Below are 17347 nucleotides of genomic sequence, written 5' to 3' on the forward strand. Positions count from 1 at the left end.
TCCCCGTTCAAGGGCTCGACTCTTTACAGGCCGCCGAGCAGACGCCGGAACTCCTGCTCCGAGTAACCACGCAATGTCTGCGTCCTGACATTGCCCAACTGGCCCGTCTTGAGCAACAAGGTGGTCGCCGCTTCCTCATCCCCCTCGACTATCAGCACCAGGTCGTAGCTGCCTACCGTCCAGTAGACGGTCTTGACCGAAAGACCAAGCTGCTCGGCCAACCCTTTGAAGGCGACGAAGCGATCCGGGGAATCCTTGACGCTGCGAATACCCTGGTCGGTGAAGCTCGCCAGCGTGATGAACGTAGCCATGCGCGCGCTCCTGATTGGAGGGCGACGGTCGGGATTGCGGAAGTCACTGCACTGGAAGAAGGCCGCCACTCTTCCCGCCATGCATGCCCATTCGGCGCAACGCGCCACGGGCCCTGTCGACAGCGAGCTTCCGACGACCTCCACAAGGTAGGAATAGCACTCCCGGACCGGGGCGCATGACCACTGATCCACTGTCTGCCGGGCAGGCGCGGGAGGCCGACCTATACTTTCAGGCCCGGAAGGCTCAAGGGCCTGCCGCGATAGCCGCCAGGCACTGGCGGGCCCAAACAGCCAGACAAAGGAGGACGTACATGGCAATCCGCATTGGTGACGAAGCACCCGACTTCACCGTGGACAGCACCGAAGGAACCATCAATTTCCACCAGTGGATCGGTGACCAGTGGGCCATCCTGTTCTCCCACCCGAAGGACTTCACGCCGGTCTGCACCACCGAGCTGGGCTACATGGCCAAGCTCAAGCCCGAATTCGACAAGCGCAATACCAAGGTCATCGGCCTGTCCGTGGACCCGGTCAGCGATCACCGCAAATGGGTCGGTGATATCGAGGAAACCCAGGGCCATGCGGTCAACTACCCGATGATCGGCGACGAGAACCTGGTGGTGGCCAAGCTCTACGACATGATCCACCCCAATGCCAGCGCCGGCCCCCGCACCGCAGTGGATAACGCCACGGTGCGTTCGGTGTTCCTCATCGGCCCGGACAAGAAGGTCAAGGCCATGCTGGTCTACCCCATGAGCGCCGGCCGCAACTTCGACGAAGTGCTGCGCCTGCTGGATTCGCTGCAACTCAACGCCAAGCACACGGTGGCGACGCCGGTGAACTGGCGACCCGGCGAGGACGTGATCATTCCCACCTCGGTCTCCGACGAAGACGCGAAGAAGAAGTACCCGGACGGCTACAAGACCCTGAAGCCGTACCTGCGGGTCGTCGCCCAGCCGAAATGACCGGTCGCGCGCCCTCCCACGGAGGGCGCGCCACGGGCTGCCATACTGTCCTGCATGGTCAGGGCAACGTTCCGATTCTACGAAGAGCTCAATGACTTCCTGCCCACCGAGCGGCGCCGGCAGGCCTTCACCTGTGCCTGCGCGCGGGCGGCCACGGTCAAGCACATGATCGAGGCGCTGGGCGTGCCGCACACCGAAGTCGAACTGGTACTGCTCAATGGCGAGTCGGTCGGTTTCGAGCGGGTGATACTCGATGGCGACCGGGTGGCGGTCTATCCCAAGTTCGAAACGCTGGACATCAGCCCCCTGCTCAAGGTCCGCGCACACCCGCTGCGGGTGCTGCGCTTCGTAGCCGACGCCCACCTGGGCGGCCTCGCCAGCCTGTTGCGCATGAGCGGTTTCGACACCCTTTACGACAACGGCTTCGAGGATGGGCAAATCGCCGAGATTTCCGCCCATGAAGGGCGCATCGTGCTGACCCGCGACCGCGAGCTGCTCAAGCGCCGCATCATCACCCACGGCTGCTACGTACATGCGCTGAAACCCTCGCTCCAACTGCGCGAGCTGTTCGAACGGCTGGACCTGGCCCGCAGCGCCAATCCCTTCAGCATCTGCCTGCACTGCAACCATCCGCTCCACGAGATCGCCCCGGAACTCGCCCGCCCCCGAGTACCGCCCAAGGTTGGCGCCCTCTATTCGCGATTCCTCAGCTGTGCGGCCTGCGACCGGCTGTATTGGGAAGGCTCTCATTGGCGCAGCATGTGCACCCTGCTCGCCCCCTTGCTGGCTGTGGATAAGTCCGGCGAAGACTGATCGGCGCATACCCACAAAAACGGTGGATGAAGCTGTGGATAAGCTGTCGGGCGATGGCCAGGCGCCAGGTCTGGCGGGGGGCTGCTTGGGTTGGGTCAATTTCTGAGCTATTACAAGCGGTTAGGGCCGATGCCAGCGATGGGTCTGCTTTTACTGTGGGGGCGAATTTATTCGCGAAGGGGCACGAAGTGCCCCCTGTGGCATTGCAGGGCAGACTTTCAGTCTGCTTAGCGAATGAATTCGCCCCCACAAGGTGAGTGCCCAACCCGCACCTACAACGGCATCCGCGCCCGTCTCGACTGCTGCCCAACCGGCGTTGCCGCCGGCTGGCGGATCAGCGCCGCGCGCCATTCATTGGCGGTGGTCGGATCGGTGTCCTGCAGCAGGTTCACCTTGCCCGCCACCAGCGTTGCCACCGGCACGCCATCGCGGAACAGCAGGCGATTGCCCGCCACCGCCGGCACCTTGGTGCCGTTGAGCAAGGTCCCCAGCAGGTTCAGTGGATCGCAGGCCGAGAGGCTGGTCAGTTGTCCAGCCAGCGGACGCTTGCGCACTTCGCGTAGCAGTCCCACGGCTTCCGGCAGGGCGAACTGTTCGCCGGAGACGCCGGCCACGAAGCGCCCACCCCTGATCTCGCCGCGCGCTTCCAGTCGGTGATAGACCCGCAGCAGGTCGCGCCAGGGCGGCAGCCAGTTGGCCTCGCGCTCCAACAGGCGCCAGCCCACTACGCCATAGCGGCGCAACAGGGTGCGGGCCACGTGTTCCAGCGCATCGGCCGGAACCTTGCCAGTGCCCTCTTCGGCCTTGCCGCGCAGCAGTGCCCAGCGCCCGGCGTCCTGCATGTTGGCCAGGGCCAGGCGTGCACGGCGGTCATGCCGGCTACGTCGGGCCGCCGGCAGCAACAGTGAACGCAGGCCAGCGAAACTATCGGCATTGGCCAGGCCTAGGGCCACCAGTTCACCGAGGCAATCCTCCAGTTCACTGCGCAGCAGGTGGGCCTCGTCCATCAATTCGTCGAAGAACAGCGCGCCCTGGCCGGCCAGCACCTGGCGCACCCGCTCGGCACGCGGCGAAGGCTCGGGCGTCGGCGCATCCTGCAGGCAGGCACGCCAGAGCCCCAGGTTCTTGCGCGGCAGCAAGAGGATGGGCGTACCGCGCACCGGCCCTGCGGCCTTGCCGCGTCCACCCAGGCGACACCAGACCACCCGGCCGGCACGGCAGAGGTCGTCCAGCCAGTTGATGCCGTAATCGGCCACCCGGCTGGGAAGAATCTCGCTTTCCCAGGCAGCGGCGGCGGCCTCGAAACCTTCCAGTTGCCCCAGCACCATCGCCAGGGCTTCGGCGCCACGAACCTGGGTTGCCGGGGCGATGCGCTGCCAGTCGAACAGGAACCGCATGAAATCGGCCCGTTCCACCGGCTCGATCTCGCGGCGCAGGCGCTTGACGGTGTAGCGATGGATGCGCGCCAGCAGATGGCGCTCGCACCACTCCTCCTCCACCGCGCCCGGCGTGAAACGACCGCGCAGCACCTGCCCTTCGCGCTCCAGGCTCGCCAGGGCAACGCCGAGCATCGCCGGAGACTGATGCAGGTCGCTGGCCAGCCGCACCAGGGACAACGGGCCGAAGCCGCCCATGCGCGCACGCACGACCTCCACCAACGCCGCCTCGGCTTCCCATGCGGAGGTGAATCCTTCCGGTGCCGTAATGGCCGGTTTGAGCACGGCATCGGGAAAAATCGCGTGGAACTGTGCCAGACGCTCGGCCGCCACCCACATTGCCGGCTTGCCTTCCAGTTGCAGGCAACTCGCCCGACGGGCCTTGGCCAGTTGCGCCAGCCAGCCGACCCAGCCTTCATTGGCCTGCGCCTCTGCGTGGGTAATACAGGCCAGGGCGAGCAGCGCTTCGTGCATCTCGTCGGCATCGCGCACCTGCGGCCAGGCCTCTTCGGCCACCGCGGCGATGGCTTCCAGATCCAGCGCCCCCAGATCGTCGGCGGACTCCGGATCGCTCCAGCGACGCTGCTGCACAGCCTGGGTACGTCGCTCCTCCAGCGGAGCGTCATCGAGGTAGGCATAGGGCCGCGCCCCGAGGATTTCTGCCGCCAGGGAGGATGGCGCCGGCAGATCGCGGGCGACCAGTTGCACCTCGCCACGCTCCATGCGTCGCAGCAGGGCCAGCCAGCCCTCGGCATCCATGGCTTCGTGCAGGCAGTCATCGAGGGTCTGGGCCACCAGCGGGTGGTCGGGAATCTCGCGCTCGCCCACCAGGTTTTCCTGGCAGGCCGCCTGGTCGGGGAAGACGCTGGCCAGCAGGTCCTCGCTGCGCATGCGCTGGATCTGTGGCGCTACCTTGCGACCGCCGGAATAGCGCGGCAGGGCCAGTGCCGCGGACGCGTTCCAGCGCCAGCGCACGCCGAACAGCGGCGCATCGAGGATGGCCTGGATCAGAATGTGTTCTGCGCTGCTCGAATGCAGATAGCGCCAGACTTCCTCCAGCGGGAAGCTGTGGCTGGTGGCGAGCGACAGTATCAGCGCATCTTCCGTCGCCGCCGCCTGCAATTCGAAGTTGAAACTGCGGCAGAAGCGCTTGCGCAACGCCAATCCCCATGCCCGGTTGAGCCGGCTGCCAAAGGGGGAATGGATGATCAGCTGCATGCCGCCGGATTCGTCGAAAAAGCGCTCCATCACCAGCCGCTGCTGAGTCGGCAGCGCCCCCAGCGCAGCCCGTGCCCGCGCCAGGTACTCGACAATCTGCCGCGCCGCCGCCTCGCTGAGGCCAATGTTTTCGCGCAATGCCTCGATCGCCCGCTCGTTCTGCTCCCCTCTCCCTCCGGGAGAGGGGCCGGGGGTGAGGGTGTCCAGGTCCGGCTCGGACTCCGCCAACGAGTCCTCCACCATCCCCCGCAACCTCGCCACCCCCGCCGACAACTCGTCCGTGCGCCCCGGCGCCTCCCCCAGCCAGAACGGAATGCTCGGCGGCTGCCCGTGGGCGTCCTCCACCCGCACGCGGCCCGGCTCCACCCGGAGAATGCGATAGGACTGGTTGCCCAGCTGGAACACATCGCCCGCCAGGCTCTCCACGGCGAAGTCCTCGTGCACGCTGCCCACCGGCATTCCCTGGGGCTCCAGCAGCACCGCGTAATCGGCGGTTTCAGGAATGGCACCGCCGGACGTGATGGCGGTCAGGCGAGCCGAACGGCGACCACGTAGGCGGCGATTCACCGCATCGCGGTGCAGGTAGGCGCCGCGCACGCCCTGACGGCCGTTGTAGCCCTCGGAGAGCATTTTCACCAACGCGTCGAACTGCGCCCGGGCCAGGTCCGCATAAGGCATGGCCTGGGTCATCAGCCGATACAGTTCGTCCTCGCCCCATTCCTGACTGGCCACTTCGGCCACCATCTGTTGCGCCAGCACATCCAGCGGCGCATGGGGAATCACCAGGGCATCCAGTTCGTCACGGCGCACGCAATCCAGCAGCGCCGCGCATTCGATCAGGTCGTCCCGTGACTGCGGGAACAGCCGGCCCTTGGGGGTGCCGCCGACGCTGTGTCCGGAACGGCCGACCCGCTGCAGGAAGCCGGCAATGCTGCGTGGCGAGCCGAGCTGGCAGACCAGTTCGACATCGCCGATATCGATGCCCAGCTCCAGCGACGCCGTTGCCACCAGCACCTTGAGATCACCCCGTTTGAGCCGCTGTTCCGCATCCAGCCTGAGTTCCCGCGCCAGGCTTCCATGGTGCGCGGCGACGGCGGCATTGCCGAGGCGCTCGGAGAGGTGGCGGCTGGCGCGTTCGGCCAGCCGGCGGGTGTTGACGAACACCAGGGTGGTGCGATGTTCGGCCACCAGCTCGGCCAGCCGGTCATAGACCTTCTCCCAGGCTTCATTGCTCAGCACCGCTTCCAGCGGTACGGGCGGCACTTCGATGGCGAGGTCGCGCTCGCGGCTGTAGCCCACATCCACCAGGGTGCAGGCGTCGCGCCCCTGGCCCATGAGAAAGGCCGCCACGCGCTCGATGGGTTTCTGCGTGGCCGACAGGCCGATGCGCTGCAAGCTGCGCCCGCACAGCGACTCCAGGCGTTCGGCGCTGAGCATCAGGTGGCTGCCGCGCTTGCTGCCGGCGATGGCGTGGATTTCGTCGATGATCAGGCTGCGACAGCCGGCCAGCATGGCGCGGCCGGACTCCGAACCGAGCAGGATGTAGAGCGATTCCGGCGTGGTGACCAGGATGTGCGGCGGACGCTTGCGCATGGCGTCGCGCTCCGCCTGGGGCGTATCGCCGGTGCGCACGGCGGTGCGGATATCCACATCCTCCAGCCCCAGCCGCGAAAGCTCCGCGCGGATGCCCGCCAGGGGCTCCTCCAGATTGATGCGGATGTCATTGGACAATGCCTTCAACGGCGAGACGTAGACCACCGTGCAACGGTCCGGCAGGCCGCCCTGCTCTAGCCCTTCGTGGACCAGTTCGTCGATGGCGGAAAGGAAGGCGGTGAGGGTCTTGCCCGAGCCGGTGGGTGCCGCCACCAGCGTGCTCGCCCCAGCCCGGATGGCCGTCCAGGCGAGGGCCTGGGCCGGCGTCGGAGCGGGGAAGCTGGCGCGGAACCAGGCGGCGACGGCGGGGTGGAAATCCTCCAGCGCGGCCGGTGCGGGTCGGCGAGTCGAAGTCATGGCATCCACTATGGTGGCCGCCCGACAGTGACTCAAGGAGGCCGGACCGATGGTCGCCCCGCCACGGCGGCAGTTGATTGCCCGCAGACGGCAAGCGACTGCCGCCGGAGTGGCACGCCAGTACTTCGAAGTCCAGAACCCATGGGCCTTTCAGCCATCTGGCCCGAATAATGCTGAACAGGCGGTCAGATCGCGCAGAGGAACTGCCATGACCACCATTTCCAGCAACTCGGCCCTGGCCAGCTATCTGGGGCTCGCCTCCAGGAGCAACGCCAGCACGGCCGGCACTGCTAGCACCAGTACCAGCGCCGGCAAGAGCGAAGACAAGTCGACCACCACCCAGGACCCGGTCGGCGACCTGCGGCGCTATGCCAACGCCCTGATAGCCCAGAGCCGTGGCGGCCTGTTCCGCGCCATGAGCAGCGGCGGCAACGCCATCAGCGGCACCCAGACCGGCAGTACCCGACCGACGGAAACCACGCAGCCCAGCACCGACGCCAACAGAATCCAGCTTCCCGACGTGTCGGAACTGGAGCGAGACGATGCGCTGAAGCTGAAAGACAAGGTGCAGAAGCTGATCGATGCCGGCTTCGACGAGAAGGACAGCGGCATCGGCTTCATCGGTTACGACGGCGACAAGCAGACCACGTCCCTGACCACTTACCGCGACTGGTTGCAGGCCAAGTGCGGGGTCAGCATCTACGTCTGAAGGGCGCGCCGCTTATCGGCTGCACCCCCTCGGCCCGCAATGGACCATTGGCTGGCCACTAGACTGAAAGTGTCCTGCGATTGCGGGACACGGAAGGAGCCTCTCCAGCCATCACACCCCGGCTGCCGCGGCTCCTTCCATCGCCCCCACGGCTCCCGTCGCCGCTTTTCGCTGTCGCTCCGGCCAGATGGTTGCCCACTTGCCCGAGGAGGACAGGCGATGGACGAATCCAAACTCAACGACTTCATGGGCAAGCTGGTTACCGACATGGGTGGCGCGGCGATGCTCGCCAACATCATCCTCGGCGACGAACTCGGCCTCTATCGCGCCATGGCCGACAGCCAGCCGGTCACCCCGGAAGAACTGGCCACCCGGACAGGCTGCAACGCCCGCCTGCTGCGTGAATGGCTGAGCGCCCACGCCGCGTCCGGCTACATGGAACACGACAACGGGCGCTTCCGCCTTCCCGAGGAACAGGCCCTGGCCCTGGCGGTGGAAGACTCGCCGGTGTACGTGGCGGGCGGAGCTTCGGTCATCGCCGCCCTCTTCCACGACAAGGACAAGGTGGTGAAAGCCATGCGCGGCGATGGTGGACTGGCCTGGGGCGATCACCATCCCTGCATGTTCAGTGGCACCGAGCGTTTCTTCCGGCCCGGCTACCGCGCGCACCTCGTAAACGAATGGCTGCCGGCCCTGGATGGTGTCGTGGACAAGCTCAAGGCCGGTGCCAAGGTCGCCGACGTCGGCTGCGGTCACGGTGCCTCCACCGTGATCCTGGCGCAGGCGTTTCCCGCCTCGCGCTTCATCGGCTTCGACTACCACGGTCCCTCCATCGAAACCGCGACCCAACGGGCCCGGGAGGGGGGCGTGGCGGACCGGGCCACCTTCACCCAGGCCAGCGCCAAGGACTATCCGGGCGACGGCTTCGACCTGATCTGCTATTTCGACTGCCTGCACGACATGGGCGACCCGGTGGGTGCAGCCAAACACGCCTGGCAGACGCTGAAACCCGGTGGCACCGTGCTGCTGGTCGAGCCCTACGCCAACGACCAGCTCGACGACAACGCCACCCCGGTGGGTCGCCTGTTCTACTCGGCCTCCACCTTCATCTGCACGCCCAACTCGCTGTCCCAGGAAGTGGGCCTCGGCCTCGGCGCCCAGGCCGGCGAGGCACGCCTGCGCAAGGTGTTCGAAGAGGCCGGTTTCAGCCAGTTCCGCCGAGCCACGGAGACGCCCTTCAACCTCATCCTGGAAGCGCGCAAATGAACGGAACGGTGGACGGCGCGCCCGCCGTCCACCTCCCGGTGAACCGGAACATCTCCAAGAAAGTCCTTGTCAGACAGCCACTAATCTCGCTATTACGCTGAATCATGACTGCCGAATCCGTCCTGCAATAAATCCGTAACGTCGTAGTGCCCAGATAAGAAACACCGCCTCAACCTGCGCCAAGGATCATGGCGCCCAGCATTCCGCCGCGTCGGGTCGACCGGCCCTCCGGCATCGTTGCAAGGAAATTCCGAATGCCCAGAAGACAAGTCATCAATGCCCAGGTCAGCCCCAAGGGCGCCCTCGACACCCTCTCCCAGTTGGAAGTGCAGCAGCTCAGCGAAGCCGGTTCCGGCCGCATGTACCAGCTCTTCCGCCAATGCGCCCTGGCCATCCTCAATACCGGCGCCCACAGCGACAACGCCAAGACCATCCTCGACGCCTACAAGGACTTCGAAGTACGCATCCACCAGCAGGACCGCGGCGTGCGCCTGGAGCTGATCAATGCGCCGGCTGACGCCTTCGTCGACGGCGAGATGATCACCAGCACCCGCGAGATGCTGTTCAGTGCCCTGCGCGACATCGTCCACACCGAGAACGAACTGAAGAGCCACCGCTTCGACCTGGACAGTTCCGAGGGCATCACCGACTACGTGTTCCATCTGCTGCGCAACGCCCGCACCCTGCGTGCCGGCGTGGAGCCGAAGATCGTCGTGTGCTGGGGCGGCCACTCCATCAGCACCGAGGAATACAAGTACACCAAGAAGGTCGGCCACGAGCTGGGCCTGCGCCACCTGGACGTCTGCACCGGCTGCGGTCCGGGTGTGATGAAGGGCCCGATGAAGGGCGCCACCATCGGCCATGCCAAGCAGCGCACCCACGGTGGCCGCTACCTGGGCCTGACCGAGCCCGGCATCATCGCCGCCGAGGCGCCCAATCCCATCGTCAACGAACTGGTAATCCTGCCGGACATCGAGAAGCGCCTGGAAGCCTTCGTTCGGGTCGGTCACGGCATCATCATCTTCCCGGGTGGCGCCGGTACGGCCGAGGAATTCCTCTACCTGCTGGGCATCCTGATGCACCCGGACAACCAGGACCTGCCCTTCCCCCTCGTGCTCACCGGTCCGAAGAGCGCCGCCGCTTACCTGGAGCAGCTGCACGCCTTCGTCGGCGCCACGCTGGGCGAAGCCGCGCAGAGCCGCTACAAGATCATCATCGACGACCCCTGTGCGGTCGCCATCGAGATGGCCCACGGCCTGAAGGCGGTGAAGCAGTTCCGCCGCGAGCGCAACGACGCCTTCCACTACAACTGGCTGCTGAAGATCGACGAACGCTTCCAGCACCCGTTCGAACCCACCCACGAGAACATGGCCAGCCTCGAACTGCGCCGTGACCTGCCGCCCCACGAGCTGGCCGCCAACCTGCGCCGGGCCTTCTCCGGCATCGTCGCCGGTAACGTGAAGGACAAGGGCATTCGCCTGATCGAGCAGTACGGCCCCTACGAAATCCACGGCGATCCCGCAGTGATGCAGCCACTGGACGACCTGCTCAATGCCTTCGTCCGCCAGCATCGGATGAAACTCCCGGGCGGCGCGGCCTATGTGCCCTGCTACCGGGTGGTGCAAAGCCGCGTGGCGGAGCTGGCGGGCTGAGTTCTCGGGGAACAGAACTTCGCTCCGAAAACATGTAGGGGCGAATTTATTCGCCAAGGGCAACGCAGTTGCCCCTGACTCCATTGGGCAGGCCGTTGACCTGCTTGGCGAATGAATTCGCCCCTACAGGAAAAACCCGGCCTGTCACGCCCCAGAGGATTCCAGCAAGTAGCTGGCATCGCGAGATCCCGCCAGCGGGGCTAGGCTCTCCGGGACGCTCGACAGGGGGAAAAGCGCCATGCGATCCAGCCTCGCCAGCGGTGTGACACGCCGGGAAATCTGGGCCTGGGCGATGTTCGACTTCGCCAATTCCGGCTACACCACGGTGATCATCACCGCCGTTTTCAATGCCTATTTCGTCGCCGTCGTCGCCGAAGGCAAACCCTGGGGCACCCTGGCCTGGACCACGACGCTGGCCATTTCCTATGCCCTGGTCATACTTACCGCGCCACTGATCGGCGCCTACGCCGACGCCACCGCACGCAAGAAACGCCTGCTGCTGTTCAGCACCCTCGGCTGCGTGATGTTCACCGCTGCGCTAGCGTTCGCCGGCCCCGGTGCACTGGCCGTGGCGGTGCTGTTCGTGGTGCTGTCGAACTTCTGCTTCGGTACCGGGGAAAACCTGATCGCCGCCTTCCTTCCGGAGCTCGCACGCGATGATGCGCTGGGCCGGGTTTCCGGCTGGGGCTGGGGACTGGGTTATATCGGCGGACTGGTCAGCCTGGGCGCCTGCCTCGGTTACGTCAGCTGGGCACAGGGGCAGGGCCAGACGGCGGCGCAGTTCGTGCCGGTGTGCGTGATCATCACCGCCCTGCACTTCGCCCTCGCCAGCACGCCGACCTTCCTCTACCTGAAGGAACGCAGCCGACCGCAACCAAACTCGGAGGGCGGCGCATGGACACGCTTTGCCCGGACGATGCGCGAGGCCGGGCGCTACCGCGACCTGGTTCGGTTCCTGGCCTGCACGGTCTGCTACCAGGCGGGTATCGCTGCGGTGATCAGCCTGGCCGCCATCTACGCCAACCAGGTGATGGGATTCACCACCCAGGACACCCTGCTGCTGATCTTCGTCGTCAACATCACCGCTTCGATCGGGGCTGTGCTGTTCGGCTGGCTGCAGGACCGCATCGGCCATCGCCCCACCCTGGCGCTGACCCTGCTGGGCTGGCTGGCTATGGTCGGCATGATCTGGCTGGCCAGCGGCCCGGCGCTGTTCTGGGCCGCCGCCAATATCGCCGGCCTGTGCATGGGGGCCAGCCAGTCGGCGGGGCGCGCCATCGTCGGCCTGCTCGCCCCGCCCACGCGGCTGGCGGAGTTCTACGGGCTCTGGGGGCAGGCGGTGAAACTCTCCGCCATCCTCGGCCCCATGACCTACGGCCTGGCCAGTTGGCTGTCCGGCGGTGACCACCGCCTGGCCATGCTGATCACCGGCAGCTATTTCGTCGTCGGGCTGCTGCTTCTGGCCAGCGTGCGCCTGGAGCGCGGGCGACGCGCAGCGCTGGCCGGTTGAGGCTTCACACGCCGAACCAGTTCAACGCCGCCGGGCTGGTGTTCAGGTAGAGATGCTTGATCTCGCTGAACTCCTCCAGCCCGGCTCGCGACAACTCGCGACCGATCCCGCTGGACTTGTAGCCACCCCAGGGCGCCTGGGGAAAAGCCGCGTTGTAATCGTTGATCCACACCGTGCCTGCCCGTAGCCGGCGAGCCATGCGATGGGCCTTGGCGAGGTCGCGGGTCCAGACGCCGGCGGCGAGTCCGAAGGGCGTGTCGTTGGCCAGTTGCAGTGCTTCGGCTTCGCCTTCGAAGCGCTCCACCGTGATCACCGGACCAAAGATTTCCTCGCGGGCGATGCGCATGGATGCACGCACGTTGCCCAGCAGGGTTGGTTCCAGCCAGAAGCCCTTTTCGAACCCGCTGCCCTGCGGAACCCGTCCACCGGCCAACAGGTGGGCGCCTTCCTCCAGCGCGCCGCTCACCATGCCCAGGACCTGATCGCGCTGGCCGGCAGAGATCACCGGCCCCATCTGGGTACCCTCAGCCAGCCCATCGCCCAGACGAATCCGCCTGACCCGGTCAGCCAGTGCCTCGACGAAAGCATCGTGGATGCCGGCTTCCACCAGCAGCCGCGAACCCGCCGAGCAGACCTGGCCGGCATTGAAATAAACGGCGTTGAGCGCCTGGTCCAGAGCCACTTCGAAATCGGTATCGGCGAAGACGATGTTGGGATTCTTGCCGCCCAGCTCCAGCGCCACCCGCTTGAAGTTGCCGCTGGCCGCACGCATCACCTTGCCGCCCGCCGTGGCGCCTCCCGTCAGGGACACCAGGTCGACATCCGGGCTGGCGGCCAGCCGCTCGCCGATCTCACCCGGGCCGGTGAGCAGGTTGAACACCCCTGCCGGCAAACCCACTTGCTCGATCAGCTCGCACAGGCGCAGGGCCGTCAGCGGCGTCAGGCTGCTGGGTTTGACCACCAGTGTGTTGCCAGCGGCGAGTGCTGGGGCGACCTTCCAGGCGAGTTGCAGCAGCGGATAGTTCCAGGGTGCGATCAGTGCGCAGACGCCCACCGGCTCGCGCTGGTTGAAGCTGATGACATGGGCCGGCGCATGGGTGTTGACGGTCCCGCCCTCGGCTTCCAGCAAGGCGGCGTAGAAACGAAAGGTCGCCACCACGTTGGCCACGTCGCCCTGGCTTTCGCCGAGGGTCTTGCCGGCGTTGAGGGTTTCCAGACGCGCCAGGTGCTCGCCATCGACCTCGATGGCTTCGGCGATGCGCCGCAGAATCGCGGCCCGCTCACAGACACCCAGCCATGGCCATTCCCCCTGATCGAAGGCACGGCGCGCGGCATCGATCGCCAGGTCGGCATCCGCCGCAGCGGCGACCGCCACCTGTGCCAGCTCAACCTCGTTGGCAGGGTTGATCACTGGCCGCAGTCGGGGTTCGGCGGGGGCGCGCCACTGGCCGTCGATGAAGAGTTGATGGGTCGCCATGGGGATCTCCGAGGTTCGGGCTGAAGGTGGCGTCACTGTCAGCCAGCCGGCCAGGCGGTGGTTGATGGAATGCGGCGAAACCCTGGCGCATTGCGTCGGTTGAAGGAACGCGCCAGCAGAAGTCGTTTCGCATCAAGTTGCCCGACTCCGGCTCCCTAGACTCGAAGCCAACAACACACCCCGCATGGAGACCCCATGGACAAGCTCGATCACTGGCAGGCGCGGGTCGACCTCGCCTGCGCCTTCCGCTGGGCCGCCCGACTGGGGCTGCACGAGGCCATCGCCAACCACTTCAGCCTCGCGGTATCCGCCGATGGCCGGCAGTTCCTGATCAATCCCTACGGCAAGCACTTCTCGGAAATCCGCGCCAGCGACCTGATCCTGGTGGACGCCGACGACCCGAGCACCCTCGACCGCCCTGATGCCCCGGACATCACCGCCTGGGCCCTGCATGGCGCCCTGCACCGCAACCAGCCCCAGGCCCGCTGCGTGCTGCACACCCACTCGAAATACGCCACCGCGCTGGCCTGCCTGGCCGACTCGCGGCTGCCGCCCATCGAGCAGAACTGCATGCGCTTTTTCGAGCGGGTGGCGATAGACGAAGGTTTCGACGGCATGGGGCTGGGTGATGAAGCGGAACGGGTCAGTCGCCTGCTGGACGGCAAGCCGGTGCTGCTGATGGGCAACCACGGCGTGATGGTCGCCGCCACGAGCGTGGCCCAGGCCTTCGACGACCTCTACTACTTCGAGCGCGCCTGCGAGACCTACATCACCGCACTGGCCACCGGCCAACCGCTGCGCATCGCCAGCGACGAGGTGGCGCGCAAGACGGCCCGGCAATGGCTGGAGTATCCGGACTTCGCCGAGAAGCACTTTGCGGCGCTCAGGCGGATGCTGGATCGGGAAGAGGTGGAGTATCGGTTGTAGCCCAGCGGTCTTGCCGTAGGTTGTGGCTGAGCTCCGCGAAGCCCAACAGGGAATGTGCCCAGGATTGTTGGGCTTCGCTTCGCTCTGCCCAACCTACGGAAACATCGAGCAGGAAAATCGCTATCCCTCACCTCGGGGCTTTTCCCTGTGGGGGCGAATTCATTCGCCAAGCAGGCCGAAGGGCTGCCCTTGGGAGTTCGTGCGGGGCCCACTCCCCTCACCCCAACCCTCTCCCAGAGGGAGAGGGGGCTGTCCGTGCAAACTTCCGATTTGGTGTTCCACCTGTGGGGGCGATTTCAATCGCTAGAGCGGATCGCAGATCCGCCCTTCCCTACGCCCCCTGCCTGGTCAGCGGCTGGCGCATCACCGGGGCGGTCCAGGTCTGGCTGCGGTCTTCGCTGGGCGGGCAGCCGAAGCGGGCGCGGTAGGCGCGGGAGAAGTGTTCCAGGGAACCGAAGCCGGAACTGGCGGCCACCTGGGCGACGCTGAGGTTGGTCTGTTGCAGCAGGTTGTGGGCGCGGGCCAGGCGCAGGGCGATGTAGTACTTCAGCGGCGAGAGCCCGGTGTGCTGCTTGAACTGGCGCTCCAGTTGCCGGCGCGACAGGCCGACGCGGCTGGCGATGGCCTCGCAGTCCAGGGGTTCTTCCAGGGTCTGCTCCATCAACCGCACAGCCCGACGCAACTTGCCTTCGTGCAGCGGTTCACCCTTCTGGCCGTCGTCCAGCTGGCTCTCCGTCGGCGCGCGCACCTGCCCCACCAGCAGGTGCATGCCGATCTCCCGCGCCAGGTCAGCGTCGATCTGGCTACCCAGCCAGGTGAGCATCATGTCCAGAGTGGCGGCGGCACCGGCACAAGTCAGGCGCTGGCGATCCAGGCAATAGAGCTGGGCGCGGGAGCGCACCTTGGGATAACTCTCCTGGAAGCCCGGCAGGTTGTCCCAGTGCACCGCCGCGTCATAGCCATCCAGCACACCGGCCGCGGCCAGCAGCTCGGTGCCGGTTTCCACGCCCACCAGCACGGCACCGAACAACGCCTGCTTGCGCAGCCAGCTCTTCAGCAGGTTGTTGCGGCGGTGGCGGTGCACATCGAAGCTGGCGATGACGAAGCAGAGATCGAATTCCTGCTCCGGGCTGATGCCCGCCTCCACCTGGCTCGACAGGCCATTGCTGGCCTGTACCGGCTGGCCATCCAGCGACAGCAGGGTCCACTGAAACAGCGGTTTCTGGCTCAGCCAGTTGGCGATGGCCAGCGGTTCGGCGACCGCCGCCAATCCCAGGCTGGGGAATGACGGCAACAGCAGCAGGCCGACGCGCAGCGTGCTGTCGCCGCCCAGCGGGCGTTCCCGGGAGTTCAGGCCTTCCACGTTCGGCACCTCTCGTCAGTGCTCTGGTTATCGTTGTTGTCCACGCCAGTCCGGATGGGTCCATACCGGGACCTGGGCCGCCGGCAGGGGTGACTGGCCCCGGATCATATCGCTGGCCTTCTCCGCGATCATCACGGTTGGCGCATTGGTGTTGCCACTAACGATGATCGGCATGATCGACGCATCCACCACCCGCAGGCCTTCCAGCCCGTGCACCCGCAGCTCTGGATCGACCACCGCCTCCGGGTCGCTGGCCGGCCCCATCTTGCAGGTGCCGCTGGCGTGGTAACCAGTTTCGGTCACGCGGCGGGCCCAGTCGTCAAGCGCCCGGTCACTGAGGTTATCCGGCCCCGGCACCAGTTCCTTGCCTTTCAGCGCACGCATGGCCGGCTGCTCGATGATTTCCCGCACCAGCCGCGCGCCGGCGCGCATGTCCGCGCGGTCCTGCTCGGTCTTCAGGTAATTGAACTGGATGCGCGGCGACAGGCGTGGGTCGGCGCCACGCAGGGTGACGCTGCCAAGGCTGGTGGGGCGCATGAGGTCGATATGGATCTGGAAGGCGTGCGCCGGCACGAGGTCGACGCTGCCCGGTTGCACCGCGAGCGGCATGAAGGTGAGTTGCAGGTCCGGATGTTCGACGCCCGCTCGCGAACGGATAAAGGCCCCGGCCTCGAAATGGTTGCTCGCGGCCAGGCCGTCGTGGCTGACGAACCAGCGCGCCCCGATCCACCATTTGCCCGGCGCGCGGGTCCAGGGGTAGATGGACACCGGCTGCTTGCACAGGTACTGCACCACGGTATCCGGGTGATCGTTGAGGCGCCGGCCGACACCGGGCAGGTCATGCACGACCGGCAGGCCATGGGCGCGGATTTCCTCCGCCGGGCCGACGCCCGACAGCAACAGCAATTGCGGCGAGTTGATCGCCCCGGCAGCGAGGATCACCTCGCGGCGAGCGCGGGCCTGGTGCACCTGGCCGTTCTGCTCGTACTCGATGCCGCAGGCGCGGCGCCCCTCGAAGAGAATGCGCAGGCTCAAAGCACCGGTGGCGACCGTGACATTGCCGCGCTGCAACGCCTCGGCCAGGTAGCCACGGGCGGTGCTCCAGCGCTTGCCCTTGCGGGTGGTTCGATCCACCGGGCCGAAGCCTTCCTGGCGGAAGCCGTTGAGGTCGCGGCTCTCGCCATAGCCGGCTTCCACGCCGGCCTGGACGAAGGCGGAACAAAGCGGCGTATCGATGTTGCCCGCGGTCACGTGCAGGTGACCGGCGTCGCCGTGGTAGCCGTCGGCGCCGTGCTCGTGGTTCTCTGCCCGGATGAAGTAGGGCAGCACTTCCTGGTAGCTCCAGCCGTGGCAGCCCTGCTCGGCCCAGCTGTCGTAATCGCGGGCATGGCCACGGATGTAGACCATGCCGTTAATGGATGAGGAGCCACCCAGGGTACGCCCGCGCGGCGTGCCGATGCGGCGGTTGTCCAGCCAGGGCTCGGGCTCGGTGTTGTAGCTCCAGTTGTAGCGACTGCCGCCAACGACTATGCCCACGGCCGAAGGCATGTCGATGGTCCAGCTCTGGTCCAGCGGCCCGGCCTCCAGCACCAGCACCTTAACGCCGGGCTCGGCGCCCAGGCGGTTGGCCAGCACGCAGCCGGCGGAGCCGGCGCCGACAATCAGGTAATCGAACTCGGACATGGCACGT

General features: G+C 66.5%; 12 protein-coding genes. 7 read left to right on the top strand and 5 right to left on the bottom strand.

All coding sequences use genetic code 11. The features are described 5' to 3' along the window. Positions 1 to 23 precede the first annotated feature (23 nt). Positions 24 to 311: a GYD domain-containing protein gene (locus tag E8E95_RS13210; RefSeq protein WP_077523970.1), complete on the bottom strand. Its 288-nt coding sequence runs from the start codon at positions 309 to 311 to the stop codon at positions 24 to 26. Positions 312 to 622: 311 nt separating this feature from the next. Between E8E95_RS13210 and E8E95_RS13215 the strand changes: the two genes are divergently transcribed. Beyond that, entirely contained in the window at positions 623 to 1276 is a 654-nt protein-coding gene (locus E8E95_RS13215; protein ID WP_077523971.1) for a peroxiredoxin, read from the top strand. A 54-nt stretch (positions 1277 to 1330) separates the two neighbouring features. Beyond that, a complete protein-coding gene (locus E8E95_RS13220; protein ID WP_280350826.1) occupies positions 1331 to 2089 on the top strand; it encodes a Mut7-C RNAse domain-containing protein in 759 nt (252 codons plus the stop codon). A 272-nt stretch (positions 2090 to 2361) separates the two neighbouring features. Here the strand turns inward: E8E95_RS13220 and E8E95_RS13225 are convergent, their stop codons facing one another. Next, positions 2362 to 6765: a DEAD/DEAH box helicase gene (locus E8E95_RS13225; protein WP_280351184.1), complete on the bottom strand. Its 4404-nt coding sequence runs from the start codon at positions 6763 to 6765 to the stop codon at positions 2362 to 2364. Between the two features lie 196 nt (positions 6766 to 6961). Between E8E95_RS13225 and E8E95_RS13230 the strand changes: the two genes are divergently transcribed. The 4 genes from E8E95_RS13230 (at position 6962) to E8E95_RS13245 (ending at position 11890) form a co-directional block, all read left to right on the top strand. Continuing rightward, positions 6962 to 7462: a hypothetical protein gene (locus E8E95_RS13230; protein ID WP_280350828.1), complete on the top strand. Its 501-nt coding sequence runs from the start codon at positions 6962 to 6964 to the stop codon at positions 7460 to 7462. A gap of 219 nt (positions 7463 to 7681) precedes the next feature. After that, complete coding sequence (locus E8E95_RS13235; RefSeq protein ID WP_280350830.1) at positions 7682 to 8728, top strand: class I SAM-dependent methyltransferase; 1047 nt, start codon at positions 7682 to 7684, stop codon at positions 8726 to 8728. A gap of 254 nt (positions 8729 to 8982) precedes the next feature. After that, positions 8983 to 10380, top strand: coding sequence for a nucleotide 5'-monophosphate nucleosidase PpnN (ppnN, locus tag E8E95_RS13240; protein ID WP_280350832.1), 1398 nt, complete (start codon positions 8983 to 8985; stop codon positions 10378 to 10380). A 238-nt stretch (positions 10381 to 10618) separates the two neighbouring features. Then, a complete protein-coding gene (locus tag E8E95_RS13245; RefSeq protein WP_280350834.1) occupies positions 10619 to 11890 on the top strand; it encodes an MFS transporter in 1272 nt (423 codons plus the stop codon). Positions 11891 to 11894: 4 nt separating this feature from the next. On the opposite strand, the gene E8E95_RS13250 is transcribed toward E8E95_RS13245, so the two are convergent. Beyond that, the gene (locus tag E8E95_RS13250) at positions 11895 to 13367 is read right to left on the bottom strand and encodes an aldehyde dehydrogenase family protein (protein WP_280350836.1); all 1473 of its coding nucleotides are present in this window, start codon (positions 13365 to 13367) and stop codon (positions 11895 to 11897) included. Positions 13368 to 13562: 195 nt separating this feature from the next. Between E8E95_RS13250 and E8E95_RS13255 the strand changes: the two genes are divergently transcribed. After that, entirely contained in the window at positions 13563 to 14294 is a 732-nt protein-coding gene (locus E8E95_RS13255; protein ID WP_280350838.1) for a class II aldolase and adducin N-terminal domain-containing protein, read from the top strand. Between the two features lie 331 nt (positions 14295 to 14625). Here the strand turns inward: E8E95_RS13255 and E8E95_RS13260 are convergent, their stop codons facing one another. Together E8E95_RS13260 and E8E95_RS13265 are read right to left on the bottom strand one after the other, a co-directional pair. Next, positions 14626 to 15657, bottom strand: a complete 1032-nt coding sequence (locus E8E95_RS13260; protein WP_280350840.1) for a GlxA family transcriptional regulator — start codon at positions 15655 to 15657, stop codon at positions 14626 to 14628. Positions 15658 to 15684: 27 nt separating this feature from the next. Further along, positions 15685 to 17340 carry a choline dehydrogenase gene (locus E8E95_RS13265; RefSeq protein WP_280350842.1) on the bottom strand — a complete coding sequence of 552 codons (1656 nt, stop codon included), beginning with the start codon at positions 17338 to 17340 and terminating at the stop codon, positions 15685 to 15687. Positions 17341 to 17347 lie beyond the last annotated feature (7 nt).

Source organism: Pseudomonas sp. BN414 (genome assembly GCF_029871275.1).
Classification (GTDB): Bacteria; Pseudomonadota; Gammaproteobacteria; order Pseudomonadales; family Pseudomonadaceae; genus Metapseudomonas; species Metapseudomonas resinovorans_C.